Consider the following 24,825-nt stretch of genomic DNA (forward strand, 5'->3'; position numbering starts at 1 on the left):
GCTCGCGAAGGCATCGTCAAATTCAACATCGATGCAAGCTGACCCAACGCTTTCGCGGGCAAGCCCGCTCCCACAGGGGATTTGTGCTGTACGTAAATTCCTGTGGCCGCTGAAGATCAATGTGGGAGCGGGCTTGCTCGCGAAGGCATCGTCAAATTCAACATCGATGCAAGCTGACCCAACGCTTTCGCGGGCAAGTTCGCTCCCACAGGGAAATGGCGGCGTAGATGGGTTCGGTCGTTACCACGGCAAGGACTTTTTCCAGCGGTCAAAACGGCAACCTATAACTGATACCTCTCACTGTTCGCTCAGGTAACTCCATGACTACCACACACATTCGTCATCCTTTCAATCGCCTGCTGTTGACCGGGGCCGCCGGCGGCCTGGGCAAGGTTCTGCGCGAACGCCTCAAGCCATTCGCCCGCCACATCCGCCTGTCCGACATTGCCAACATGGCCCCGGCCATCGATGAAAGTGAAGAGGTGATGCTGTGCGACCTGTCCGACAAACAGGCCGTGCACCAGTTGGTGGAAGGCGTCGATGCGATCCTGCACTTTGGCGGCGTGTCGGTTGAACGGCCATTCGAAGAAATCCTCGGGGCCAACATCAGCGGTGTGTTCCATCTTTATGAAGCGGCCCGCAAGCACGGGGTCAAGCGGGTGATTTTCGCCAGCTCCAACCACGTGATCGGCTTCTACAAGCAGGACGAAGCCCTCGACGCCCTCTCCCCGCGTCGCCCGGACGGCTACTACGGTCTGTCCAAATCCTACGGCGAGGACATGGCCAGTTTCTACTTCGATCGCTACGGCATCGAGACCGTGAGCATCCGCATCGGCTCATCGTTCAGCGAACCGCAGAACCGCCGGATGATGAGCACCTGGCTGAGCTTCGACGACCTGACCCAACTGATCGAATGCTCGCTCTACACCCCCGACGTCGGCCACACCGTGGTCTATGGCGTGTCGGCCAACCGCGACGTGTGGTGGGACAACAGCCACGCCGCGCACCTGGGCTACCAGCCCAAGGACAGTTCGGAAATCTTCCGCGCCAAGATCGAGGCACAGCCCATGCCGGCCGCCGATGACCCGGCCATGGTCTACCAGGGCGGGGCCTTCGTCGCGGCCGGCCCGTTCGACGACTGATCCGACTGTTTTCATGGGATACGAATGCACAAGGGAAGCACCATGCAAGCCGAATTGATTGTCGATGCACGCAACGCCGTCGGGGAAAGCCCGGTGTGGGTGGCCGAGGAAAACGCCCTGTACTGGGTCGATATTCCCAGCGGCGGCCTGCAGTGCTGGAACGCCGGGACCGGCCAGTTCAAGGGCTGGCAGGCCCCGGAAATGCTCGCCTGCCTCGCCCGGCACCAGGACGGTGGTTGGGTCGCGGGCATGGAAAGCGGATTCTTCCGCCTGCATCCCCATGACGACGGCAGCCTGGACAGCGAACTGTGCGCCAGCGTCGAGCACAGCCGCCCCGACATGCGCCTGAACGACGGTCGCTGCGATCGCCAGGGACGCTTCTGGGCCGGCAGCATGGTGCTGAACATGGGCGCCAACGCCGAACAGGGCCGGCTGTACCGCTATGAGCGTGGGCAGCGCAGCCCGGTGGAGGCGCAGTTGAGCGGTTTCATCGTGCCCAACGGCCTGGGGTTCAGCCCGGACGGCCGCACGATGTACCTCTCGGATTCACACCCCCTGGTCCAGCGCATCTGGGCCTTCGACTATGACATCGACAGCGGCACCCCCTCGAACCGACGGCTGTTCGTCGACATGCAACCGTTGCCCGGCCGCCCGGATGGCGCGGCAGTGGATGCAGACGGTTGCTACTGGATCTGCGCCAACGATGCCGGCCTGATCCATCGCTTCACTCCGGACGGCCGGCTCGACCGCTCGCTGTCCGTGCCGGTGAAGAAACCGACGATGTGCGCCTTTGGCGGCAGTCGCCTGGACACCTTGTTCGTCACCTCGATCCGCCCCGGTGACGACACCGACCCACAGTCCCTGGCCGGGGGCGTGTTCGCCCTCAACCCCGGCGTCAAGGGCCTGGCTGAACCGGCTTTCGGAGGGTTGAACCACTCCGCGAGCTGACCTGCAGTGCCGCTTCACTGGATGAGCCCCATAAAAAAAACAAGACTGGAGATTGACCATGAATTTCAAACGCACGCTTCTGATCGCAGCATTGCCCCTGGCCTTTCTGGCGCAGGCGGCTCACGCCCTCGATATCAAGATCGCCGACATCCACCCCAAGGGCTACCCGACCGTGGTCGCCGAGGAATCCATGGGTAAAACTCTGGAGAAAGAGAGCAACGGCGAGCTGAAGTTCAAGTATTTCCCAGGTGGCGTCCTGGGCTCTGAGAAAGAAGTCATCGAGCAGATGCAAGCCGGCGCGATCCAGATGTCTCGCGTCAGCCTGGGGATCGTCGGCCCTGTGGTCCCGGACGTGAACGTCTTCAACATGCCATTCATCTTCCGTGACCAGGCGCACATGCGCGCTGTCATCGACGGTGAAGTGGGCGATGCGATCCTCGACCGGATCACCAACTCCGAGTTCGGCCTGGTGGCCCTGGCCTGGATGGATGGCGGCACGCGCAACCTCTACACCAAGAAGCCAGTACGCAAGCTCGAAGACCTCAAAGGCATGAAGATTCGCGTGCAAGGCAACCCGATGTTCATCGAGACCATCAACGCCATGGGCGGCAACGGCATCGCCATGGACACCGGCGAAATCTTCAGCGCCTTGCAGACCGGCGTGATCGACGGCGCGGAAAACAACCCACCGACCATGCTTGAACACAACCACTACCAGAACGCCAAGTTCTACAGCCTCACCGGCCACCTGATCCTGCCCGAGCCGATCGTGATGTCGAAGATCACCTGGAACAAGCTCACCCCAGAGCAGCAGGACATGGTGAAAAAGGCGGCCAAGGCAGCCCAGGCAGAAGAGCGCGTGCTGTGGGACAAGAAGTCCGCCGCCAGTGAAGAAAAACTCAAGGCCGCCGGCGTCGAGTTCATCACCGTCGACAAGAAACCTTTCTACGACGCCACCGCACCGATCCGGGCCAAATACGGCGCGCCGTATGCCGATCTGATCAAGCGTATCGAAGCGGTCCAGTAACCCCCTCTGGATCTGAACTCATGACAAGGCTGGGCGTGCCGTGGTTAAAAGGCGCGCCCGGTTACGGTGGAACCCGATGAAGAATTTACTGCTGCGTATCAACGACACGATTTACATGACGTGCATCTGGGTGGCCGGCCTTTCTGTCCTCGCCGTTGCGCTGATGATTCCGTGGGGGGTGTTTGCCCGCTACGTACTCGGTACCGGCTCAAGCTGGCCGGAGCCCACCGCCATCTTGCTGATGATCGTATTTACGTTCATCGGTGCAGCCGCCAGCTACCGCTCCGGCTCGCACATGGCCGTGGACATGGTCACCAGCCGCCTGCCCCCGCACTGGCAAACCCTGGCTTCGGTTTTCACCCAGCTCCTGATGGCGGCGGTGTGCATTTTCATGACTATCTGGGGCACCAAGCTGTGCATGACCACCTGGAATCAATTCATGAGCGCAATCCCCACCTTGCGCGTCGGCATCACCTACATGCCGATCCCGATCGGGGGTTTCCTGACACTGATTTTTGTCCTGGAAAAACTCTTGCTGGGTGATCAAAGCAAGCGTCGGGTCGTGCAGTTCGACCTGGTCGAAGAAAACGAAGGTGCCGCTTAATGGACGCTCTGATTCTGCTGGGCAGTTTTTTGTTGTTGATCATGATCGGCATGCCGGTCGCCTATGCGCTGGGCGCCGCCGCCCTGATCGGGGCGTGGTGGATCGATATTCCGTTCCAGGCCATGATGATTCAGATAACCGGCGGCGTGAACAAGTTCTCGTTGTTGGCTATTCCCTTCTTCGTCCTGGCGGGCGCGATCATGGCCGAGGGCGGCATGTCCCGCCGACTGGTGGCATTTGCCAGCGTGTTGGTAGGCTTCGTGCGCGGTGGCCTGTCATTGGTCAACCTGGTGGCTTCAAGTTTTTTTGGCGCGATCTCCGGCTCCTCCGTAGCCGATACCGCCTCGGTCGGTTCGGTGCTGATTCCGGAAATGGAACGCCGCGGCTATCCGCGTGAGTTCGCCACCGCCGTCACCGTCAGTGGTTCGGTGCAAGCGTTGCTGACACCTCCCAGCCACAACGCGGTGCTGTACTCCCTCGCCGCTGGCGGCACCGTTTCCATCGGCTCGCTGTTCATGGCCGGCATCGTCCCCGGCATCATGATGAACCTCTGCCTGATGGCGCTGTGCCTGGTCTTTGCGAGAAAGCGCAACTACCCCAAGGGCGAGGTCATTCCGCTCAAACAAGCGTTGAAGATCTGCAAGGAAGCCATGTGGGGCATGATGACGTTGTTCATCATCCTTGGCGGCATCCTCTCGGGTGTTTTCACGGCCACCGAATCGGCCGCCATTGCCGTGGTGTGGGCTTTCTTCGTGACCATGTGCATCTATCGCGACTACAAGTGGAGTGAGTTGCCGAAACTGATGCACCGTACGGTACGCACCATCTCCATCGTGATGATCCTGATCGGCTTCGCCGCCAGTTTCGGCTACATCATGACGCTGATGGAAATTCCGGCGAAGATCACCACCGCATTCCTGACGCTATCGGACAACCGCTACGTGATCCTGATGTGCATCAACGTGATGTTGCTGCTGCTGGGCACCGTGATGGACATGGCGCCGCTGATCCTGATCCTGACACCGATCCTGATGCCGGTGATCATGGGTATCGGCGTGGATCCGGTGCAGTTCGGCATGATCATGCTGGTGAACCTGGGTATCGGCCTGATCACGCCACCGGTGGGTGCGGTGTTGTTCGTGGGTTCCGCCATCGGCAAGGTCAGCATCGAAAGCACGGTCAAGGCCCTGCTGCCGTTCTACGCCATGCTGTTCCTGGTGCTGATGCTGGTGACTTATGTCCCCGCCATTTCACTCTGGTTGCCGCATTTGGTGTTGTAATCACAGTCAACAAAAAATCCCCTTGTGGCGAGGGGATTCATCCCCGTAGGGCTGCGCAGCAGCCCCATCACAGCAGACTCAATCTGCCTGACACAGCGAGTCGGCAGGTCTTGGGGCTGCTGCGCAGCCCTACGGGGATAAATCCCCTCGCCACAACAGCGTTCGCATCAGAATTTTTGCTCAGTAGGCAAGATCATCATGACGCCCCCCCTATTGCACCTCAAAGACCAACTCACCCACCTCACCCTGGCCCCGCACTTGGGCGCCAGCCTCGTGGACTGGACCTTGCTCGGCAACGGCGCCCCGCTGCTACGCCCGAGTGCCCCCGATGCCGTGGACAACGGCCTGCCCGGCAAGCTCGGCGGCTTCCCGCTGATCCCGTGGTCGAACCGTATCGCCCAAGGCGGTTTCGACTGCCCGTCCGGCTGGCTGGCCCTGGACGCCAACAGTGCCAACGACCCGTTTCCGATCCATGGCAGTGCCTGGCAGCAACCCTGGCAAGTGACCGAACACAGCGAACAGGAAGCGTTGCTGCAACTGGACAGCCGCACCCCGTTCGCCTACTGCGCCAGCCTGCGGATTCGCTTGGACGGCGGCCAGTTGCAAATCGCTTTGCACGTCACTCACCTGGCCGAACAGGCGGCGTGGCATGGGTTGGGCCTGCACCCGTACTTTCCGCGCACGGCCGGTACACGCCTGCAAACCCGCGCCAGCGAAGTGTGGTTGTGCGACAGCACGAAAATGCCGACCGAACGCACGGACGTGCCGGCCGACTGGAACTTCCAGCAACCCCGCCCGCTGCCGGACACCCTGGTCGACAATGGCTTCGGAGGTTGGAACGGGCACTGCCTGATCCAGCAACCGGACTTGGGCTATGAACTGGAGTGCCGGGCCAGCGGCAGCGACTACTTCCTGCTCTACTGCCCGGTGGACCTGGGGTTCTTTTGCATCGAACCGGTCAGCCACCCGGTCAACGCCCACCACCTGCCAGGACGGCCGGGGTTGCGCTTGCTGGAGCAAGGGCAGTCGGTGGCGCTGGGGTTTTCGATGCAGTGCAGGCCGCTATAACCCCTCCTCGCCTGGACTGGGTTCTCACAAAAAAAGCACATGCAGCTACGCCCGAACCCACATGTACACCGCCACCCCCAGGCAGATCGCGGCAAACCCCACTTGCAGCACCCGGGCCGGGACGCGAGCCGCCAGGCGCCGGCCCAGCACCATGCCAACGATGCTGGCCACGATGAACACCGCGCCGACCTGGTCGATACGCACCCCGGCATGAAAGGCCCCTACCACGCCGATCAGCGAAATCAGGCTGATGACCATCAGCGAGGTGGCGACGATCCCGCGCATCTGCACGTCGGTCAGTTGCTTGAACGCCGGCACGATGAGGAAACCGCCGCCCACGCCCAGCAGGCCGGACACCACGCCGGTCACCGCGCCGAGCGTTGCCAGCGTGGCGGTGCAGCGCGGGGTCCAGGCCAGGCGCCCGGTCTGGCGGTCGAGCATGCAATTCTTCTGGCCCCAACTGGCCGCGCCGTGGTCGCTTGGCCCGGACTGCGGGGTTTCCCGGCGCAACATGCGCGCCGCTACCAGCACCATCAGCAGGCTGAACAGGATCATCAGAATCTTTTCCGAGAGCTGATGGGCCAGGAAGATGCCCAGCGGCGAAAACACCGCCCCCAGCAGCGCGATCAGCAACGCCGCGCGATAACGCACCAGGCCATGGCGCAGGCCATCGATGGCGCCCACCGCCGCCGCACTGCCCACGGCGAACAACGCCACGGGCGCGGCTTGGGTCATGGTCAAGCCCAGCCCCAGCACCAACGCCGGAACCGCGAGGATCCCACCGCCCGCCCCCGTCAAACCCAGGACCAGGCCCATGGCCACGCCGAAAAAACTCGCCAGTAACATAAGTCTCTCTCACGCCGCGCGCACCTGTTGGCAGGTGCGATCGCATTTGCAGGACGCCGTGGCCCTCACTAAGCTGCGGACCATATGTTGTAAACCTTACGGGTTGCAACCGCTTCTTCCCCTACAGGTTCGCTGTCATGCCCGCGCAGATCCAAGGCTTTCTCGACCCCGCATCCAAGACCTACACCTATGTCGTGTATGAGCACGACGGCGGGCAATGCGCAGTGGTCGATCCGGTACTCGACTACGATCCGGCTTCGGGGCGCAGCGCGACGACACAGGCCGACCGTATCGTCGCGTTCGTGGCCGAACACCGCTTGACCGTGCAATGGCTGCTGGAAACCCACGCCCATGCCGATCACCTGTCCGCCGCGCCCTATCTGCGCCGCGTATTGGGTGGCCGGATCGCCATCGGCCACGCCATCGACCGGGTCCAGCGGGTGTTCAAGACGCTGTTCAACCTTGAACCGCAATTTGCCGTGGACGGCTCGCAGTTCGACCACCTGTTCGCCGCCGACGAATCCTTCGCCATCGGCAACCTCAAGGCCACCGCCCTGCATGTGCCCGGCCATACCCCGGCGGACATGGCCTACCTGATCGATGGGGACGTGATCCTGGTTGGGGACACGCTGTTCATGCCCGACGTCGGCACCGCTCGCTGCGACTTTCCTGGCGGCGACGCCCACCAGCTCTACGCGTCGATCCGCAAGCTGCTGGCATTCCCCACCGGCGTGCGGCTCTACGTGTGCCACGACTACCCGCCAGAGCACCGCGAACCCCAGTGCATGAGCACCGTGGGCGAACAACGCCAACACAACATCCACATTCACGACGGCATCGACGAAGCCACGTTCGTGGCCATGCGTACCCAGCGCGACGGCACGCTGGGCATGCCGACGCTGTTGTTGCCTGCGGTGCAGGTGAACGTGCGGGCCGGGCATCTGCCGCCGGCCGAAGACAATGGCGTGACGTACCTGAAGATTCCGATCAATCAGTTGTAGAAGTATGGGGCTGCTGCGCAGCCCAGCGGGAGCAAGCTCCCTCGCCACAGGACGATGTTCGATCCGGTACCGGCCCGCCAGTTACCTTCCCCGTGGCGAGGGAGCTTGCTCCCGCTGGGGCGCGAAGCGGCCCCAATCTTCAGCTACCCAACGTCAACCCATTGGCCGGCAACGGCAACGCCGTCTTGTAGCGCACCTGCTTGAGGGCGAAGCTGGAGCGGATGTTCGCCACGCCCGGGACCTTGGTCAAAAAGTCCATCATGAAACGCTCCAGCGACTGGATCGTCGGCACCAGCACGCGTATCAGGTAGTCCGGGTCGCCCGCCATCAGGTAGCACTCCATCACCTCAGGCCGGTCGGAGATCGCCTCCTCGAAGTGCTGCAGCGCCTCTTCCACCTGTTTCTCCAGGCTGACGTGGATGAACACGTTCACGTGCAGCCCCAGCAGGTCGGCGTCCAGCAACGTGACCTGCTCGCGGATTACCCCCAGCTCTTCCATGGCCCGCACCCGGTTGAAGCACGGCGTGGGCGAAAGGTTCACCGAGCGGGCGAGGTCGGCGTTGGTGATGCGGGCGTTCTCCTGAAGGCTGTTCAGAATGCCGATGTCGGTGCGATCCAATTTACGCATGAGACAAATAATCCTGTTTTTTATCGTTGTGCAGATTTTTTATCTGCAAATGATCTGAACAGCAAGCCAACAGAGAAAAATATTCTTCCTCGTCGAGCCTATGATTGTTGTAGGACAATTTCCCCGCACCACGGGGAATTCGTCAGCTAGCGCGCCCACTACAAGAAATTCACAAGATCGAGCGTAGAAAGCCATGAACCCAGCGTACGAACCGCTACGCCTGCACGTTCCCGAACCCTCGGGCCGTCCCGGCTGCAAGACCGACTTCTCCTACCTGCATCTGAGCGACGCCGGCACGGTGCGCAAACCGCCCATCGACGTGGAGCCGGCCGACACCATCGACCTGGCCCGCAGCCTGATCCGCGTGCTCGACGACCAGGGCAACGCCTTGGGTGAATGGGCCAAGGACATCCCCGTCGACATCCTGCGCAAAGGCATGCGTGCCATGCTCAAGACGCGGATCTACGACAACCGCATGGTGGTCGCCCAGCGTCAGAAAAAGATGTCGTTCTACATGCAGAGCCTTGGCGAGGAAGCCATCGGCAGCGCCCAGGCCCTGGCGTTGAACATCGACGACATGTGCTTCCCCACCTATCGTCAGCAAAGCATCCTGATGGCCCGCGACGTGCCGCTGGTCGACCTGATCTGCCAACTGCTGTCCAATGAGCGCGATCCGCTCAAGGGCCGGCAGTTGCCGATCATGTACTCGGTCAAGGACGCTGGTTTCTTCACCATTTCCGGTAACCTGGCCACGCAATTCATCCAAGGCGTGGGCTGGGGCATGGCCTCGGCGATCAAGGGCGACACCAAGATCGCCTCGGCCTGGATCGGTGACGGCGCCACCGCCGAATCGGACTTCCACACCGCCCTCACCTTCGCCCACGTCTACCGCGCACCGGTGATCCTCAACGTGGTCAACAACCAGTGGGCGATCTCCACCTTCCAGGCCATCGCCGGCGGTGAAGCCACGACCTTCGCCGGACGCGGCGTCGGTTGCGGCATCGCTTCGCTGCGGGTCGATGGCAACGACTTCATGGCCGTCTACGCCGCCTCGCGCTGGGCCGCCGAACGCGCCCGTCGCAACCTCGGCCCGGCGCTGATCGAATGGGTCACCTACCGCGCCGGCCCGCACTCCACCTCCGACGATCCTTCCAAGTACCGCCCCGCCGACGACTGGAGCCACTTCCCGCTGGGCGACCCGATTGCCCGCCTCAAGCAACACATGATCCGCGAGGGCGTCTGGTCGGAAGAGGAACACGCCGCCGTCAGCGCCGAGCTGGAAGCGCAGATCATCGCCGCCCAGAAAGAAGCCGAGCAGTACGGCACGCTCGCCGGCGGCCAGGTGCCGAGCGCCGCGACGATGTTCGAAGACGTCTACAAAGAGATGCCGGAGCACTTGAAGCGCCAGCGTCAGCAGTTGGGGATCTGACATGAACGATCACAACAACACTATTGCGCTGGATACCGCCATGACCACTACCACCATGACCATGATCCAGGCTTTGCGCTCGGCCATGGACGTGATGCTCGAACGCGACGACAACGTCGTGGTGTTCGGCCAGGACGTGGGCTACTTCGGCGGCGTGTTCCGCTGCACCGAAGGCCTGCAGAACAAGTACGGCACCTCGCGGGTGTTCGACGCGCCGATTTCCGAAAGCGGCATCGTCGGCGTGGCGGTGGGCATGGGCGCCTACGGCTTGCGGCCCGTGGCTGAAATCCAGTTCGCCGACTACGTCTACCCGGCCTCGGACCAGATCATTTCCGAAGCGGCGCGCCTGCGCTATCGCTCGGCCGGCGAGTTCACCGCGCCGATGACCCTGCGCATGCCTTGCGGCGGTGGCATCTACGGCGGACAGACCCACAGCCAGAGCATCGAGGCGATGTTCACCCAGGTCTGCGGGTTGCGCACGGTGATGCCATCGAACCCCTACGACGCCAAGGGCCTGCTGATCGCCTCCATTGAAAACGATGACCCGGTGATCTTCCTCGAACCCAAGCGCCTGTATAACGGCCCGTTCGACGGGCACCACGACCGCCCGGTAACGCCGTGGTCGAAACACCCCAGCGCGCAAGTCCCGGACGGTTACTACACCGTGCCGCTGGACGTGGCCGCCATCACCCGCCCCGGCAATGAGGTGACCATCCTCACCTACGGCACCACCGTGTACGTGTCCCAGGTGGCCGCCGAGGAAAGCGGCGTCGACGCCGAGGTCATCGACCTGCGCAGCCTGTGGCCGCTGGACCTGGAAACCATCGTCAAGTCGGTGAAAAAGACCGGCCGCTGCGTGATCGTCCACGAAGCCACCCGCACCTGCGGCTTCGGCGCCGAGCTGGTGTCGCTGGTCCAGGAACATTGCTTCCACTACCTGGAAGCGCCCATCGAGCGCGTCACCGGTTGGGATACGCCCTACCCGCATGCGCAGGAGTGGGCGTATTTCCCAGGGCCGTCCCGTGTGGGTGCGGCGTTGAAACGGGTCATGGAGGTCTGAATGGGCACGCACGTTATCAAGATGCCGGACATTGGCGAAGGCATCGCCGAAGTGGAACTGTCGGTGTGGCACGTCAAGGTCGGCGACCTGGTGGTCGAGGACCAGGTGCTGGCCGATGTCATGACCGACAAGGCCATGGTGGACATCCCCTCGCCGGTACACGGCCGGGTCATTGCCCTGGGCGGCGAGCCGGGCGAGGTCATGGCGGTGGGCAGCGAACTGATCCGCATTGAAGTGGAAGGCGCCGGCAACCTCAAGGAATCGGCACAGCCGGCCGCCGAGGTGCAGGCCGCGAAACCGGCGCCGGCGCCGCCCCCCGAGCCGGTGGCAGCCGCGCAACCGGCGACACAAAAGCCCGCCGCCCCGCGTCCGGCCGCCCAGGCACCGGTGGCCCGTGAACCCAATGAGCGTCCATTGGCATCCCCTGCGGTGCGCAAGCACGCCTTGGATTTGGGCATCCAGTTACGCCTGGTCCAAGGCAGCGGCCCCGCCGGGCGGGTGCTGCACGAAGACCTGGAAGCGTACCTGGCCCAAGGGCCTTCGACCCCGGCCAAGGGCGGTTCCGGCTACGCCGAACGCCACGACGAGCAGCAGATCCCGGTGATCGGCATGCGTCGCAAGATCGCCCAGCGCATGCAGGAAGCGACCCAGCGCGCCGCCCATTTCAGCTACGTCGAGGAAGTCGACGTCACCGCCCTGGAAGAGCTGCGGGTGCACTTGAATGAAAAACACGGTGCCAGTCGCGGCAAGCTGACCCTGCTGCCATTCCTGTTACGGGCTCTGGTGATGGCCCTGCGGGACTTCCCGCAGATGAACGCGCGCTACGACGACGAAGCCCAAGTCATCCATCGTTCTGGCGCGGTGCACGTTGGCGTGGCCACCCAGAGCGACGTCGGCCTGATGGTGCCGGTGGTGCGCCATGCCGAGGCCCGCAGCCTGTGGGACAGCGCGGCCGAGATCAGCCGCCTCGCCACGGCCGCCCGCAACGGCAAGGCCAGCCGCGATGAACTGTCCGGCTCGACCATCACCCTGACCAGCCTGGGCGCCCTCGGCGGCATCGTCAGCACGCCGGTGCTGAACCTGCCGGAAGTGGCCATCGTCGGCGTGAACAAGATCGTCGAGCGACCCATGGTCATCAAGGGCCAGATCGTCGTCCGCAAAATGATGAACCTCTCCAGTTCCTTCGATCACCGAGTGGTCGATGGCATGGACGCGGCGCAATTCATTCAGGCCCTGCGCGGCTTGCTCGAACAACCCGCCACCTTGTTCGTCGATTAATCATGGGAGCTGGCATGCAACAGACTTTGAACACCACCTTGCTGATCATCGGCGGCGGCCCTGGCGGTTATGTGGCGGCGATCCGTGCCGGGCAACTGGGCATCCCGACCATCCTGGTGGAAGGCCAGGCGCTGGGCGGAACCTGCCTGAACATCGGCTGCATCCCGTCCAAGGCGCTCATCCATGTGGCCGAGCAGTTTCACCAGACGCGGCACCACAGCCAGGGTTCGGCCTTGGGCATCACGGTGTCGACGCCGAGCCTGGACATCGGCAAGAGCGTCGAATGGAAAGACGGCATCGTCGATCGCCTGACCACCGGCGTCGCAGCGCTGCTCAAGAAGCACAAGGTCCAGGTCATCCAGGGCTGGGCCAAGGTTGTCGACGGCAAGACCGTCGAAGTCGGCGACACCCGCATCCAGTGCGAACACCTGCTGCTGGCCACCGGTTCGACCAGCGTCAACCTGCCGATGTTGCCGCTGGGCGGGCCGATCGTGTCCTCCACTGAAGCCCTCGCGCCGACCTCGGTGCCCAGGCACCTGGTGGTGGTCGGGGGCGGCTACATCGGCCTGGAGCTGGGCATCGCCTACCGCAAGCTCGGCGCCGAGGTCAGTGTGGTCGAAGCCCAGGAACGGATCCTGCCGGCCTACGACGGCGAACTGACCCAGCCGGTGCACGAGGCGCTCAAGCAACTGGGTGTGAAGCTGTACCTCAAGCACAGTGTCGAAGGGTTCGATGCACAGGCCAGCACATTGCAAGTCCGTGACCCGGCTGGCGACAGCCTGAACCTTGAGACCGACCGGGTCCTGGTGGCCGTGGGGCGCCGGCCCAACACCCAGGGCTGGAACCTCGAAGCGCTGGATCTGGCGATGAACGGCGCGGCGGTAAAAATCGACCAGCGTTGCCAGACCAGCATGCGCAATGTCTGGGCCATCGGGGACCTGAGCGGCGAACCGATGCTCGCCCACCGGGCCATGGCTCAGGGCGAAATGGTCGCCGAACTGATCGCCGGTCGGCAGCGGGAATTCAATCCGGCGGCCATCGCCGCGGTGTGCTTCACCGACCCGGAGCTGGTGGTGGTGGGCAAGACACCGGACGAGGCCAAGGCGGTCGGGCTGGACTGCATCGTGTCCAGCTTCCCGTTCGCCGCCAACGGCCGGGCGATGACGCTGGAATCGAAAAGCGGTTTCGTGCGGGTCGTGGCGCGACGGGACAATCACCTGATCGTCGGCTGGCAAGCCGTCGGCGTGGGCGTCTCGGAACTGGCCACCGCGTTCGGCCAGTCGCTGGAAATGGGCGCGCGCCTGGAAGATATCGCCGGCACCATCCACGCACACCCGACGCTGGGTGAGGCGGTTCAGGAAGCGGCGCTGCGGGCGTTGGGGCATGCGTTGCATGTGTAGACATGCGGTTCACCCGTGGCGAGGGAGCTTGCTCCCGCTGGGCTGCGAAGCAGCCCCAATCCGAGCACCGGGGTCGTTCAGTCACACCGCGTTGGCCAGGTGACGACTGCTTCGCAGCCGAGCGGGAGCAAGCTCCCTCGCCACGGGGAGTCGGCAGAAAATCTGCCTGTCACCCATCGAGCAGGCTGCGAAACAACACCGGAATGAAGTATTGTTGTCCCCATCCAAAAAACGTCAGAAGCCTTGAACCGTTTCGACGGTTGTTAAGCAATAGAGGGTGTCATGGGTAACGAGAGCATCAATTGGGACAAACTGGGCTTTGACTACATCAAGACCGACAAGCGCTACCTGTCGCACTGGCGCGATGGCGCCTGGGACGCCGGCACCCTGACCGACGACAATGTGCTGCACATCAGCGAAGGCTCCACCGCCCTGCACTACGGCCAGCAATGCTTCGAGGGCCTGAAGGCCTATCGCTGCAAGGACGGCTCGATCAACCTGTTCCGCCCGGACCAGAACGCCGCCCGCATGCAGCGCAGTTGCGCCCGCCTGCTGATGCCGCACGTCGACACCGAACAGTTCGTCGAAGCCTGCAAGCAAGTGGTCCGCGCCAACGAACGCTTCATCCCGCCCTACGGCACCGGCGGCGCGCTGTACCTGCGCCCGTTCGTGATCGGCGTGGGTGACAACATCGGCGTGCGCACCGCGCCCGAGTTCATCTTCTCGATCTTCTGCATCCCGGTCGGCGCCTACTTCAAGGGCGGCCTGACCCCGCACAACTTCCTGATCTCCACCTTCGACCGCGCCGCCCCACAAGGCACCGGCGCGGCCAAGGTCGGTGGCAACTACGCCGCCAGCCTGATGCCGGGTTCCCAGGCCAAGAAGGCCAGCTTCGCCGACTGCATCTACCTCGATCCGCTGACCCACACCAAGATCGAGGAAGTCGGTTCGGCCAACTTCTTCGGCATCACCCACGACGGCAAATTCGTCACCCCCAACTCCCCATCGGTCCTGCCAGGCATCACTCGCCTGTCGCTGATCGAACTGGCCAAATCGCGCCTGGGGCTGGAAGTGATCGAAGGCGACGTGCTGATCGACAAGCTGTCGGACTTCAAGGAAGCCGGTGCTTGCGGTACCGCGGCGGTGATCACGCCGATCGGCGGCATCCACTACAAGGACAAGCTGCACGTGTTCCACAGCGAAACCGAAGTCGGCCCGATCACCCAGAAGCTCTACAAAGAACTGACCGGCGTGCAGACCGGTGACGTCGAAGCGCCAGCGGGTTGGATCGTCAAGGTCTGATCCACTTGTGGCGAGGGAGCAAGCTCCCTCGCCACTTGCCCAAGCCTTGCTTCAGCGCAGTTCCACGGTGGGCGCGAGCCTGCTCGCGACGGCATCGGCCGGTGCAACCGCTTGCTCGACATCCACGCCAAACCGCGCGGCCATTTCCTTGCGCCCGCTGGCGGTCAGCCCCAGTGCCCGGCTGTCCAGGTCCTGGAGCACCCATTTGCGCTTGATCGCCACTTGCAACAACGCCGCCCCCAAGGCGCCGCCCAGGTGCGGACGGCGCATGCTCCAGTCCAGGCAGGGGCAGGCGAACCGACGTCGTTGCGCGGCGAGCACCTGGACATCAATGCCCAGCTCCGCGAATATTTGCTCGCCCGACTCGCTCAGCCCATAGCCCTGCCCTGCCGCCACCAGCCACCCGGCCTCAAGCAAGCGATCATGCAGCCGCACCGCCAGGGTGCCAGCCATGTGGTCGTAGCAGGTGCGGGCAAACTGCAGGCGATCCGGGGTGCGCGGGGTAAAGGTCGGCGCGGCGCTCTGGCCGATCACCATCAACGCTTCAAGGGCCTGGGCGACGCGCTTGTCTGCCAGGCTGTAGTAGCGATGACGCCCCTGCACATGCACGCGCACCAAGGCCAGGTCCTTGAGCTTCGCCAAGTGGGCACTGGCGGTGGAAGCACTGACGTCGGCAATGCTGGCCAGCTCGGTACTGGTCCGGGCGTGGCCGTCCATCAACGCGCACAACATGCGGGTCCGGGCCGGCTCGGCAATGGCCGCAGCCACCTGGGAGACTCCCAGGTCATGCAGTTCCGCTTCCATATTTCGCTCCCTGACGAATAAAGCCATGCATCATCTGCAAAGAGTAGCAACACTTTCAACTGGAGGTTGCCGGCCCGCAGTCGGCGCCGCTCAATCGTCCCGGGTCAGCACTTCCAGCAGCTCGATCTCGAAAACGAGGTTGGCGTTGGGCTTGATGTGCGCGCCCATGGAGCGCTCACCGTAGGCCAGGTGGGCCGGTACCCACAGCTTGCGCTTGCCGCCCACCTTCATGCCCATCAGCCCCACGTCCCAGCCCTTGATGACGCGACCGGTGCCGATCACGCACTGGAACGGCTTGCCACGGCTGTAGGACGAATCGAATTCAGTGCCGTCTTCGAGCGTACCGCGGTATTGGGTGGTGATCAGCGCGCCTTTGACTACGCTTTTGCCGTCGCCCTGTTGCAGGTCGGTGATGTGCAGTTCTTCGTTCATGGAGTCTGTCCGTGTTGTGTTTTTGTGGCGCAGGGATTATCCCCTGGCCACAGGTCCGTGTCCGTATCCATATGCAACTGTGGCGCATCGAGCGGGTCAGCAGTAGGGAACCGCTCAAGCCACTTCGGTTCACATGGGTATCGCCCTGCATTTCAGATAAGGATTTTCTGATGTTCGACTCTCGCCCGCTCTACGGTTTTATTCCTCCGTACATCCTCAATCGCATCATTGCCCACGGCTCCGAACAGCAACGTTCCAGCGCCCTTGGCACCCTGACCCACGTGCGCAGCCTGCGGCACAACCCCGGCCCGCCGGACCAGCCGCCCGCCGCGGCGAAACTGCCCAGGCCGGGCAAGGCCGGCCACCCGCAGCGCAGCGTGCACGACGCACAGAACACCATGGAACTGCCCGGCCAGCCGGTACGCCTGGAAGGCCAGCCGGCCAGCGGCGACCCGGCCGTGGACGAAGCCTACGATGCCCTCGGCGCCACCTACGATTTTTTCTGGAAAATCCTCGGCCGCGACTCCATCGACAACAAGGGCTTCGCCCTGGTGGGCAGCGTGCATTATGGACAAGGCTACGAAAACGCCTTCTGGAACGGCGCGCAAATGGTGTTCGGCGACGGTGACGGGGAAATTTTCCAGCGCTTCACCCGCTCCCTCGACGTGGTCGCCCACGAGCTGGCCCACGGCGTCACCGAAAGCGAAGCCGGGCTGGTCTACGCCAACCAGTCCGGTGCACTGAACGAGTCCATCTCCGATGTGTTCGGCGTGCTGGTCAAGCAGTACGTGCTGGAACAGACCGCCGACCAGGCCGACTGGTTGATCGGTGCCGACCTGCTCACCGACAAGATCAACGGCGATGGCCTGCGCAGCATGTCCAACCCCGGCACCGCCTACAACGACCCGCTGCTGGGCAAGGACCCACAACCGTCGCACATGCGTGAATTCGTCATTACCCGCGAGGACAACGGCGGCGTGCACATCAACTCCGGCATCCCCAACCGCGCCTTTTATCTGGTGGCGACCACGCTGGGCGGATTTGCCTGGGAAAAAGCCGGCCGGATCTGGTATGACACCTTGTGCGACAGAAAACTGGCCAACGACGCGTCCTTCAGCGACTTCGCCCGCCTGACCGTCGAGCATGCCCGCCAGCGCTTCGGTGCGCGGGAAGTGCAAGCGGTGCAAGACGGCTGGCGCCAGGTCGGCGTCGACCTGACACAGGAGCGTTGATGAAAACCCTTCCAGAGCTCGACGACAACGCCGTGGTACGGCTGTCACGCCAGGGTGGCGTGGCGGCCATCCATGCCCTGACCCGGCCACGGGAAATCGAATTCGCCCAATGCGACATCGACCAGCGCAGCCGCATCTGTTCGGTACTGGAGGGCTGCCTGCCGCTGGCCTCGCCCGCACCCGGGCGCGGCGACCAGCGCTTCTTCCAGATCGAGGTGCGTTACCGCACCAACGACCAGGACGATGAAATGGTGCTCAAGGTGCCCGAGGATCAGGCACCCGGCGAGCTGGTTCATCTGTGGGACAAAGGCGAATTGCTCTGATGGCCTAGCGCGTGGCGGGGGTGATCTTGAGGATCCGGCCAGACGCGATCACCACCATCACGTACTTGTCATTGATCTGCACCCATTGCGAACCCTCGTCAGGGGCTTCGAGGCCCTTCTCTTTCCAGTTCTTGATAGCTTTATCCGCGCGCTGATATTCCGCGGGCGTGCGGTCGGCCTCCACCAGTCGGCGCCCATTGTTGGGCGAGTGCTCCACCGCATCTCCGGTGGTTTGCGCCGCTTGCGCCACGGGCCCGAGGGCTCCGAGACCGGCGATCAGGACCAGGCTGGCGATCAGGGGGGATTTGCGCATAGAAAAGCTCCAGTTATTCGGGGTACTGGAACTGGGACTTCAACGGCGGCGAATCATTCCTTTTACTGTGAAGACAGGTGCCTGCCGCGCGCCCATTGTACAAGCGGGCAACTGTGGGAACGGGCTTGCCCGCGAAAGCGGTGGGCCAGCCAACATGATTGTCGTTTGACACGCCGCCTTCGCGAGCAAGCCGCTCCCACAGGATGACGACCGTGTGTCAGGCCATGGCGGCGCGTTTGACCTGGCGCAGGTCGTGCAAAAAGCGCTCGGCCGGGAGTGGATGGCCCAGCAGGTAACCTTGCAGGGAATCGCAACCCAACCGGGTCAGGAAGTCTTGCTGCAGGTCGGTCTCGACCCCTTCGGCAACGATCCGCAGCCCCAGGGCCTGGCCAAGGGCGACGATGGCGGAGACGATGGCAGCGTCATCGCTGTCGTGCTCCAGGTCGCGCACGAAGCCGCGGTCGATCTTCAGTTCATTGGCCGGCAGGCGCTTGAGGTACATCAGGCTCGAATAGCCGGTGCCGAAGTCATCGATGGACAAGTCCACGCCCATGTCGGACAGCTGCTGCAGCACCGTCATGCTCGCATCCGCATCGCTCATGGCAGTGGTTTCAGTGATTTCCAGGGTCAGGCTGTTGGCCGCCAGGCAATGGGTTTCCAAGGCCTTGGCGACGCTCTGTACCAACCCGGTGTGGCAGAACTGCAAGGCCGAGAGGTTCACCGCGATGCGCCAGTCGGTGTAGCCGAGCACGTACCATTCGCGCATCTGGCGGCAGGCTTCGTTGAGCACCCATTCGCCGATGGGGATGATCAGCCCGGTCTTTTCCGCCAGGTCGATGAACGTGGCGGGCATCAGCAGGCCCTGGGTCGGATGGGTCCAGCGCAACAACGCCTCGGCCCCCACCGGACGGCCGTTGGCGGCGTCGAACTTGGGTTGGTAATGCAGGCTGAACTGGCGCTGCTCGACGGCAATGCGCAAATCCTGCAGCAACTGCAACTGCTTGCGGGCGTTGCTGTTCATCGACGCGTCGAAAAAGCTGTAGCCGTTCTTCCCCGCCCCCTTGGCGTGGTACATCGCCGCGTCGGCATTCATCAACAGTTCTTCGGCGCTGCTGCCGTTGCCGGGGTACACGGAAATGCCGACGCTGGCGGAGATCTGCAAATCGTGCTCGGCCACCCGAAACGTCTGGCCCACCAACCCGACCTGGCGGGCAGCCAGGCGCAAGGCGTCGTCCGGCTCGGCCAGTTGCACCAGCAGCACGAACTCATCGCCGCCGATCCGCGCCAGGGTGTCCTGGCTGCGCAGATCCTCGCGCAGGCGCAGGGCCACGTCGCGCAGCAACAGATCGCCCATGTGGTGCCCGAAGGCATCGTTGACCGGCTTGAAGCCATCGAGGTCGATGAACATCAGGGCAAAGCAGCCGCCCTGCTCTTGCACCCGGTGCATGGCCTGGCCGATACGGTCGGCCAGCAACACCCGGTTGGGCAACCCGGTGAGCGGGTCGTGCAGGGCCAGTTGCGTCAGTTCGCGATTGGCCACGGTCAAGGATTGGGCCAGTTCGGCGGTGCGGGCCTCCAGGCGCGCATCGAGAATCGAGGTCAGCAAGGCGATGGCCAGCACCGCCAGGGTGGTGATCAGCACCACGTTGTCCAGGCCCTTGCCGCTCAGGCCGTCCAGGGCGCCGCAAAAGCTGCCGTCGCGAAACTGCGCCCCGGCCATGCCGGTGTAGTGCATGCCGACAATGGCGACGCCCATGATCACCGCGGCGCCGGCCCGGGCCAGGCGCACGTGAGGGGTGTTCTGGCGCAGGCGGAAGGCGATCCACAGGGCCGCCGCAGAAGCACCGACGGCAATCACCAGCGAGGCGCCGAACAGCGTGGGCTCGTAGTCGATGCCCGGCTGCATCCGCAACGCCGCCATGCCGGTGTAATGCATGGCACTGATGCCGGCCCCCATGACCAGCGCACCGAACGCCAGTTGACACGCCGGCAGGCGCGGCTGGCTGACCAGCCACAAGGCAAAGCCGCAGGACAAAATGGCGATCAGCAACGACAGCGCGGTGATGGAAGTGTCGTAGCCAAGCCGCACCGGCAAGGAGAACGCCAGCATGCCGATGAAGTGCATGGACCAGACGCCCACGCCCATGGCCAGTGCGCCGCCGGCCATCCACAGCTGCGCGGCGCGGCCCTGGGCGGTGGCGATACGCCCGGTCAGGTCGAGTGCGGTGTAGGAAGCCAGGACAGCAACGAACAGGGAAATGGAAACGAGCGCGGGGGAATACGTACCGATCAACATGGAGTGTTCTCGTAACGAAAGAGCCGGACTGCCTCCATGCCCGATTGTACGCCGCGATTGTACTCAATCGCGACGCAAGCAGGTATCAAAAAGCCATCACTCTTGGAGATTTGCGACGAAAGACATTCTGCTGCCAGACAAGCGGCGGTCAATCTAAATCTTGCCCCGCCAAAAAAGAAATGGGGGCTCGCTCCTACAGGTTGGCTACCTGGGGTCGCCTGAGCATACTAGGCGTCTCTTTTCCGGACAGTGAGCCCCCATGCCCTTCCTCGCCCGTACCCACCCGCGTCTGTCCAGCGCCATGGCCGTCGGCTTGGCAGTGGGCGTCCTGGCGCCTGCGGACAGCCTCATCAGCAAGGTCCTGATCGGCTGGAATGCCGGGGTCTGGACCTACCTGGTGCTGATGTTGTGGCTGACCGTACGCGCCAAGGCCCCCGACGTCAGGCGCATTGCCGAGATCGAAGACGAAAACGCCGGGCTGGTCTTGCTGATGGTCTGCATCGCCGCCTTGGCCAGCCTGGCCACCATCACCGTCGAACTGGCCGGCAGCCGCGACCTGCACGCCGCCGGCAAGCTGCTGCACTACGGCTTCACGGCCATGACGGTGATCGGCTCATGGTTGCTGATCGGCGTGATCTTCAGCGTCCACTATGCGCGGCTCTATTACACCTGGGAGGGCACCGAGCCGGCGCTGCGCTTTGCCGAAGGCCTGACCACGCCCAATTATTGGGATTTCCTGTATTTCTCCTTCACCATCGGGGTCGCGGTGCAGACGTCGGACGTGGGTGTCGCCACCCGCCAGTTGCGCAAGATCGTACTGGCGCAATCACTGATCGGGTTCGTATTCAACACGGCAATCTTGGGGTTTTCGATCAATATCGCGGCGGGGTTGTTCGGCTGAGGCTGAAGGGCCGCTGCGCACCCCAACAGGAGCACGCTCCCTCGCCCAGGGAACCACCTGGATCAGGACGATGGGGCGGGCAACCACAACCTGAACCGAGCCCCGCCCAGCGGTGAAGTCTCGACGGTCAAGGTGCCGCCCTGGGCTTGCAAGGCACGGCGGCTGATGGCCAGGCCTAGGCCGAACCCGCCGGTGGCGCGGTCGCGGCTGCGGTCCAGGCGGTAGAACGGCTCGAACACACGCTCACGCTCGTCATCCGGGATGCCGATGCCGTCATCGTCGACCCAGATCTCACAACCCTGGTCGCCCACCAACACACCGACCTGGATGTGCTTCTCGCAGTAACGCATCGCATTGCGCAGCAGGTTCTGCAAGGCCCTGGCGGTAAGGCGCGGGTCGAGTTCGAAGCGCTCCAGCGCTCCGTGCAGCAACACGTCGATCACCACGTCCGGGGCCGCCAGGTCTTCGTCGACACTGCCCAGGATGCTGTCGATGAATTCGTCCAGCGGCACTTCGACCCGCTCGGGCAAGCGTTCGGGGTTCTGCAGACGGCTGTAGGACAGCAGTTCGAGCACCAGTTCATCCAGCTCGCGAATGTGCGCCACCAACCCTTGCAGGCGCTCGCGACTGGCGGGCGGCAAATCCTCGGACAGCGCCAGGGCCAGGCCGAAGTCGAGCCGGGTCAGTGGCGTGCGCAATTCGTGGGACACCGCGTTGAGCAGGTCGCGCTGCTGGTTGAGCAGCTTCTCGATGTCACCGGCCATAGTGTCGAACACATGGGCCAGGCTGCCGATGTTCGAACTGGAGGCAATCTGCGTACGCTCACCCAAGTGGCCCTTGCCGAAACGCTCGGCGGTGCGCCTGAGGCGCTCCAGGTCACGCCAGTGCGGCCGCAGCCAGAGCAACAGGCACGCGAGCATGGTCGCGCCGATCAGCACGTTGATGCTCCAGTACAGCCAGTTGACGTCGGTCGGATCCGGCGGAACGATCATCTTGACCGCCATGCGCTCACCCAGCGGTGCCACCGCCAGGGTGCGCCAGGCCCAGTCACCGAGGCGCACGATGTTTTCGCCACGGCTGAGCTGCGCCCGCTCGGCGTCGCTGAAGCCCGGGTCATCGAGGCTCGCCAGTTCGATGCGCAGCGGCTCGAAGTCCTTGTCCATCTGCGCCGCCAGCGCCGGCCACTGCTCGCGGGGCACGGCGTGGAACTGTTTGACCATCAGGGTCTGCAAGCCTCGGGAATGGTCGAGGTTGTAGCTCACGAAGCGCTCATGGAACAGGCGGACCACCAGTTCCGGCATCAGGTAGATGGCCGCGCTGTAGGAGACGATGGTGACCAGGTACAGGCGAATCAGCAGTTTCCACATCGGCTCAGCATTCCCACTCGGAACGGCTGAACAGGTAGCCTTTGCCCCAGACGGTCTTGATCTTGCGAGCTTCGCCGGCGTTGTCGTCGAATTTACGCCGCAGCTTGGAAATCGCCACGTCCACCGAGCGGTCGGTGCCGTTGAACTCGATGCCGCGCAGGCGTTGCAGGATCTGGTCGCGGCTCAGCACTTCGCCGGAATGCCGGGCCAGCACCACCAGCAGGTTGTACTCGCCGCTGGACAGCTCCACCGGCTGGCCGCGCCAGGTCACGGTGCGTTCGGACAGGTCGATGCACAGGTTGCCCATCAGAATGCGGTCGTTGGCCGTCTGCGGTTCGGCGAGGCTGCTGCGCCGCAGCAAGGTCCGCACCCGCGCCAGCAAGACCCGCGGCTCGCACGGTTTGGTGACGTAGTCGTCGGCGCCCATTTCCAGGCCCAGGACCTGGTCGTGACTGTCGTCCCGGGCGGTGAGCATCAGGATCGGCAAGGTCGCCGAATCGGCCCGCAGCAGGCGACACACCTGCAAGCCGTCCAGGCCCGGCAGCATCAGGTCGAGGATCACCAGGTCCGGCGGATTGACCCGCGCCCGCTCCCGCACGTGGTCGCCGCGGGCCAGCACGTTGACTTGATAGCCGTTGCGTTCCAGGTAACTGGCGATCAGCTCGGACAACGCGCAGTCGTCTTCGACCAGGAGGATGTTGGGCATGGGGTGTTCCAGAAAGTGCTGGGGTGCCTGGCAGGCCTTTATCTACCGCGAGCAAGCTCCCACAGGGGTTCGCATAATCATTGTGGGAGCGAGCTTGCTCGCGATGAGGCCCGGCAAGACACCGATGATCTCAAGTTGCCAAGGATATACGCCCTCGCCCAACCCGACGCAAAACCCTTACACAATTTCACACACCCCCAACAAAGCTTTACCAACGCCCAGGCTCGCCCGCCGTAGCATGGCACCGCTCATTATTGGGGATGCACCATGCCAAAGAATTCTTTCGCCACGCTGAGTCTGCTGCTCGGTGCGCTGTCGTTGAGCGCCTGCGACAGCGCCGCGCCGCCCACGGACGAAGCGCCGCTGCCCACCGTGGCCGTCGAAACCATCGAAGCCCGGCCACTGTCCATCAGCAGCGAATTGAGCGGACGCATTGCCGCGCCACGCACCGCCGAAGTGCGCGCACGGGTGCCCGGCGTGGTGTTGCAGCGGGTGTATCGCGAAGGCAGCGATGTGAAAAAAGGCGATGTGCTGTTTCGCATCGACCCGGCGCCGTTCAAGGCCGACCTGGACAGCGCCGAAGCGGCGTTGCGCAAGGCCGAGGCCAACGCCTTCCAGGCACGCCTGCAAGCGCAACGCTACGCGCGCCTGATCGAGGACAACGCCATCAGCGGCCAGGACTACGACAACGCCCGGGCCGCGGATCGCCAGAGCGCCGCCGATGTCGCCGCCAGTAAGGCCGCCCTGGAGCGGGCCCGGTTGAACCTCGGTTATGCCACGGTCACCGCGCCCATCGCCGGACGCATCGGCCGGGCGCTGGTAACCGAGGGTGCGCTGGTCGGCCAGAACGAAACCACGCCGCTGGCCCTCATCCAGCAGTTGGACCCGATCCACGCCGACCTCACCCAATCGACCCGCGAGCTCAACGAACTGCGCCGCGCCCTGCGCGCCGGCCAGTTGCAGCAGGTCGAGCCGGGCCAGGCCAAGGCTACGCTGGTCCAGGACGACGGCAGCCTGTACCCGCTGCCGGGCAAACTGTTGTTCGCCGACATCAGCGTCGACCCGGGCACCGGCCAGATCACCCTGCGCAGCGAATTCCCCAACCCCGACCTGGACCTGTTGCCGGGCAGCTTCGTGCGCGTGCGCCTGGAGCAGGCGGTCGATCGCCAGGGCATCAGCGTGCCGCAGCGGGCCATCCTGCGCGACAGCGCCGGCATCGCCCAGGTATTGCTGGTCGATGCCCAGCAGACCGTCAGCCTGCAACCGGTGACGCTGGGCGCCGTGCAGGATGACCGCTGGATCGTCACCCATGGCTTGAAGCCGGGCGACCGCATTGTCGTCGAAGGCCTGCAACACGCGCGCCCCGGTGAAAAAGTCCGGGTCGATGACTCCCCTCTTCCACTTGCCCAGGTCCCTGGCCAGTAAGCAGGACGTTTGC

The 24,825-nt window shown here is 63.8% G+C and carries 24 protein-coding genes; 16 read left to right on the top strand and 8 right to left on the bottom strand.

The genetic code is table 11. The features are described 5' to 3' along the window. Positions 1-320 precede the first annotated feature (320 nt). The 6 genes from VM99_23265 to VM99_23290 all read left to right on the top strand — a co-directional run bounded on the left by VM99_23265 (position 321) and on the right by VM99_23290 (position 6,069). Complete coding sequence (locus VM99_23265; GenBank protein AKK00845.1) at positions 321-1,142, top strand: NAD-dependent dehydratase; 822 nt, start codon at positions 321-323, stop codon at positions 1,140-1,142. 42 nt (positions 1,143-1,184) lie between these two features. Then, the gene (locus VM99_23270; protein ID AKK00846.1) at positions 1,185-2,090 is read left to right on the top strand and encodes a gluconolactonase; all 906 of its coding nucleotides are present in this window, start codon (positions 1,185-1,187) and stop codon (positions 2,088-2,090) included. A 58-nt stretch (positions 2,091-2,148) separates the two neighbouring features. Beyond that, positions 2,149-3,117, top strand: a complete 969-nt coding sequence (locus VM99_23275) for a C4-dicarboxylate ABC transporter (GenBank protein AKK00847.1) — start codon at positions 2,149-2,151, stop codon at positions 3,115-3,117. Between the two features lie 76 nt (positions 3,118-3,193). Then, positions 3,194-3,721, top strand: coding sequence for a C4-dicarboxylate ABC transporter (locus VM99_23280; GenBank protein AKK00848.1), 528 nt, complete (start codon positions 3,194-3,196; stop codon positions 3,719-3,721). Then, complete coding sequence (locus tag VM99_23285) at positions 3,721-5,001, top strand: membrane protein (GenBank protein AKK00849.1); 1,281 nt, start codon at positions 3,721-3,723, stop codon at positions 4,999-5,001. Before VM99_23280 ends, VM99_23285 begins: the two co-directional genes overlap by 1 nt. A 198-nt stretch (positions 5,002-5,199) precedes the next feature. Then, on the top strand, positions 5,200-6,069 hold the full coding sequence (locus tag VM99_23290) for an aldose epimerase (protein AKK00850.1): 870 nt from the start codon (positions 5,200-5,202) through the stop codon (positions 6,067-6,069). 45 nt (positions 6,070-6,114) lie between these two features. Here VM99_23290 and VM99_23295 read toward each other — a convergent pair whose 3' ends face one another. Next, positions 6,115-6,915 (bottom strand): membrane protein, encoded by an 801-nt coding sequence (locus tag VM99_23295; protein ID AKK00851.1) that lies wholly within the window; start codon positions 6,913-6,915, stop codon positions 6,115-6,117. A 137-nt stretch (positions 6,916-7,052) separates the two neighbouring features. Here VM99_23295 and VM99_23300 point away from each other — a divergent pair, with 137 nt between their 5' ends. After that, the gene (locus VM99_23300) at positions 7,053-7,916 is read left to right on the top strand and encodes a beta-lactamase (protein ID AKK00852.1); all 864 of its coding nucleotides are present in this window, start codon (positions 7,053-7,055) and stop codon (positions 7,914-7,916) included. A 139-nt stretch (positions 7,917-8,055) separates the two neighbouring features. Here VM99_23300 and VM99_23305 read toward each other — a convergent pair whose 3' ends face one another. Continuing rightward, positions 8,056-8,544, bottom strand: a complete 489-nt coding sequence (locus VM99_23305) for an ArsR family transcriptional regulator (protein ID AKK00853.1) — start codon at positions 8,542-8,544, stop codon at positions 8,056-8,058. A gap of 193 nt (positions 8,545-8,737) precedes the next feature. Here VM99_23305 and VM99_23310 point away from each other — a divergent pair, with 193 nt between their 5' ends. From VM99_23310 to VM99_23330, 5 genes are all read left to right on the top strand, one after another. Beyond that, the gene (locus VM99_23310; GenBank protein AKK00854.1) at positions 8,738-9,973 is read left to right on the top strand and encodes a 2-oxoisovalerate dehydrogenase; all 1,236 of its coding nucleotides are present in this window, start codon (positions 8,738-8,740) and stop codon (positions 9,971-9,973) included. A 1-nt stretch (position 9,974) separates the two neighbouring features. Then, positions 9,975-11,033, top strand: coding sequence for a 2-oxoisovalerate dehydrogenase (locus tag VM99_23315; protein AKK00855.1), 1,059 nt, complete (start codon positions 9,975-9,977; stop codon positions 11,031-11,033). Next, on the top strand, positions 11,034-12,311 hold the full coding sequence (locus VM99_23320) for a branched-chain alpha-keto acid dehydrogenase subunit E2 (GenBank protein ID AKK00856.1): 1,278 nt from the start codon (positions 11,034-11,036) through the stop codon (positions 12,309-12,311). 14 nt (positions 12,312-12,325) lie between these two features. Beyond that, on the top strand, positions 12,326-13,711 hold the full coding sequence (locus VM99_23325) for a dihydrolipoamide dehydrogenase (GenBank protein ID AKK00857.1): 1,386 nt from the start codon (positions 12,326-12,328) through the stop codon (positions 13,709-13,711). Between the two features lie 282 nt (positions 13,712-13,993). After that, complete coding sequence (locus VM99_23330; protein ID AKK00858.1) at positions 13,994-15,013, top strand: branched-chain amino acid aminotransferase; 1,020 nt, start codon at positions 13,994-13,996, stop codon at positions 15,011-15,013. A 51-nt stretch (positions 15,014-15,064) separates the two neighbouring features. On the opposite strand, the gene VM99_23335 is transcribed toward VM99_23330, so the two are convergent. Together VM99_23335 and VM99_23340 are read right to left on the bottom strand one after the other, a co-directional pair. Next, the gene (locus VM99_23335; GenBank protein AKK00859.1) at positions 15,065-15,817 is read right to left on the bottom strand and encodes an ArsR family transcriptional regulator; all 753 of its coding nucleotides are present in this window, start codon (positions 15,815-15,817) and stop codon (positions 15,065-15,067) included. Positions 15,818-15,907: 90 nt separating this feature from the next. After that, entirely contained in the window at positions 15,908-16,249 is a 342-nt protein-coding gene (locus VM99_23340) for a peptidylprolyl isomerase (protein AKK00860.1), read from the bottom strand. Between the two features lie 170 nt (positions 16,250-16,419). On the opposite strand from VM99_23340, the gene VM99_23345 reads away from it, so the two are divergent. Next, positions 16,420-17,481, top strand: a complete 1,062-nt coding sequence (locus VM99_23345; protein ID AKK00861.1) for a peptidase M4 — start codon at positions 16,420-16,422, stop codon at positions 17,479-17,481. Continuing rightward, the gene (locus tag VM99_23350; protein AKK00862.1) at positions 17,481-17,804 is read left to right on the top strand and encodes a hypothetical protein; all 324 of its coding nucleotides are present in this window, start codon (positions 17,481-17,483) and stop codon (positions 17,802-17,804) included. Before VM99_23345 ends, VM99_23350 begins: the two co-directional genes overlap by 1 nt. A 4-nt stretch (positions 17,805-17,808) precedes the next feature. On the opposite strand, the gene VM99_23355 is transcribed toward VM99_23350, so the two are convergent. Beyond that, positions 17,809-18,117, bottom strand: coding sequence for a lipoprotein (locus VM99_23355; protein AKK00863.1), 309 nt, complete (start codon positions 18,115-18,117; stop codon positions 17,809-17,811). A gap of 217 nt (positions 18,118-18,334) precedes the next feature. Beyond that, a complete protein-coding gene (locus VM99_23360) occupies positions 18,335-20,413 on the bottom strand; it encodes a histidine kinase (GenBank protein AKK00864.1) in 2,079 nt (692 codons plus the stop codon). A gap of 259 nt (positions 20,414-20,672) precedes the next feature. Between VM99_23360 and VM99_23365 the strand changes: the two genes are divergently transcribed. After that, complete coding sequence (locus VM99_23365; protein ID AKK00865.1) at positions 20,673-21,314, top strand: membrane protein; 642 nt, start codon at positions 20,673-20,675, stop codon at positions 21,312-21,314. Positions 21,315-21,376: 62 nt separating this feature from the next. On the opposite strand, the gene VM99_23370 is transcribed toward VM99_23365, so the two are convergent. Both VM99_23370 and VM99_23375 read right to left on the bottom strand, forming a co-directional pair. Further along, positions 21,377-22,681, bottom strand: coding sequence for a histidine kinase (locus VM99_23370; GenBank protein AKK00866.1), 1,305 nt, complete (start codon positions 22,679-22,681; stop codon positions 21,377-21,379). A gap of 4 nt (positions 22,682-22,685) precedes the next feature. Further along, on the bottom strand, positions 22,686-23,387 hold the full coding sequence (locus VM99_23375) for a transcriptional regulator (GenBank protein AKK00867.1): 702 nt from the start codon (positions 23,385-23,387) through the stop codon (positions 22,686-22,688). A 267-nt stretch (positions 23,388-23,654) separates the two neighbouring features. Between VM99_23375 and VM99_23380 the strand changes: the two genes are divergently transcribed. Beyond that, entirely contained in the window at positions 23,655-24,812 is a 1,158-nt protein-coding gene (locus VM99_23380) for an RND transporter (protein ID AKK00868.1), read from the top strand. Positions 24,813-24,825 lie beyond the last annotated feature (13 nt).

The sequence above is a fragment of the Pseudomonas chlororaphis genome (assembly GCA_001023535.1).
Classification (GTDB): domain Bacteria; phylum Pseudomonadota; class Gammaproteobacteria; order Pseudomonadales; family Pseudomonadaceae; genus Aquipseudomonas; species Aquipseudomonas chlororaphis_E.

Bases quoted from the DNA above. Each gene is read 5' to 3' on its own strand.
- VM99_23340 (AKK00860.1), bottom strand. From the start codon at position 16,249: ATGAACGAAGAACTGCACATCACCGACCTGCAACAGGGCGACGGCAAA.
- VM99_23265 (AKK00845.1), top strand. From the start codon at position 321: ATGACTACCACACACATTCGTCATCCTTTCAATCGCCTGCTGTTGACC.
- VM99_23370 (AKK00866.1), bottom strand. From the start codon at position 22,681: ATGTGGAAACTGCTGATTCGCCTGTACCTGGTCACCATCGTCTCCTAC.
- VM99_23275 (AKK00847.1), top strand. From the start codon at position 2,149: ATGAATTTCAAACGCACGCTTCTGATCGCAGCATTGCCCCTGGCCTTT.
- VM99_23305 (AKK00853.1), bottom strand. From the start codon at position 8,544: ATGCGTAAATTGGATCGCACCGACATCGGCATTCTGAACAGCCTTCAG.
- VM99_23335 (AKK00859.1), bottom strand. From the start codon at position 15,817: ATGGAAGCGGAACTGCATGACCTGGGAGTCTCCCAGGTGGCTGCGGCC.
- VM99_23330 (AKK00858.1), top strand. From the start codon at position 13,994: ATGGGTAACGAGAGCATCAATTGGGACAAACTGGGCTTTGACTACATC.
- VM99_23380 (AKK00868.1), top strand. From the start codon at position 23,655: ATGCCAAAGAATTCTTTCGCCACGCTGAGTCTGCTGCTCGGTGCGCTG.
- VM99_23365 (AKK00865.1), top strand. From the start codon at position 20,673: ATGCCCTTCCTCGCCCGTACCCACCCGCGTCTGTCCAGCGCCATGGCC.
- VM99_23290 (AKK00850.1), top strand. From the start codon at position 5,200: ATGACGCCCCCCCTATTGCACCTCAAAGACCAACTCACCCACCTCACC.
- VM99_23310 (AKK00854.1), top strand. From the start codon at position 8,738: ATGAACCCAGCGTACGAACCGCTACGCCTGCACGTTCCCGAACCCTCG.
- VM99_23355 (AKK00863.1), bottom strand. From the start codon at position 18,117: ATGCGCAAATCCCCCCTGATCGCCAGCCTGGTCCTGATCGCCGGTCTC.
- VM99_23300 (AKK00852.1), top strand. From the start codon at position 7,053: ATGCCCGCGCAGATCCAAGGCTTTCTCGACCCCGCATCCAAGACCTAC.
- VM99_23350 (AKK00862.1), top strand. From the start codon at position 17,481: ATGAAAACCCTTCCAGAGCTCGACGACAACGCCGTGGTACGGCTGTCA.
- VM99_23270 (AKK00846.1), top strand. From the start codon at position 1,185: ATGCAAGCCGAATTGATTGTCGATGCACGCAACGCCGTCGGGGAAAGC.
- VM99_23320 (AKK00856.1), top strand. From the start codon at position 11,034: ATGGGCACGCACGTTATCAAGATGCCGGACATTGGCGAAGGCATCGCC.
- VM99_23375 (AKK00867.1), bottom strand. From the start codon at position 23,387: ATGCCCAACATCCTCCTGGTCGAAGACGACTGCGCGTTGTCCGAGCTG.
- VM99_23315 (AKK00855.1), top strand. From the start codon at position 9,975: ATGAACGATCACAACAACACTATTGCGCTGGATACCGCCATGACCACT.
- VM99_23360 (AKK00864.1), bottom strand. From the start codon at position 20,413: ATGTTGATCGGTACGTATTCCCCCGCGCTCGTTTCCATTTCCCTGTTC.
- VM99_23285 (AKK00849.1), top strand. From the start codon at position 3,721: ATGGACGCTCTGATTCTGCTGGGCAGTTTTTTGTTGTTGATCATGATC.
- VM99_23325 (AKK00857.1), top strand. From the start codon at position 12,326: ATGCAACAGACTTTGAACACCACCTTGCTGATCATCGGCGGCGGCCCT.
- VM99_23295 (AKK00851.1), bottom strand. From the start codon at position 6,915: ATGTTACTGGCGAGTTTTTTCGGCGTGGCCATGGGCCTGGTCCTGGGT.
- VM99_23280 (AKK00848.1), top strand. From the start codon at position 3,194: ATGAAGAATTTACTGCTGCGTATCAACGACACGATTTACATGACGTGC.
- VM99_23345 (AKK00861.1), top strand. From the start codon at position 16,420: ATGTTCGACTCTCGCCCGCTCTACGGTTTTATTCCTCCGTACATCCTC.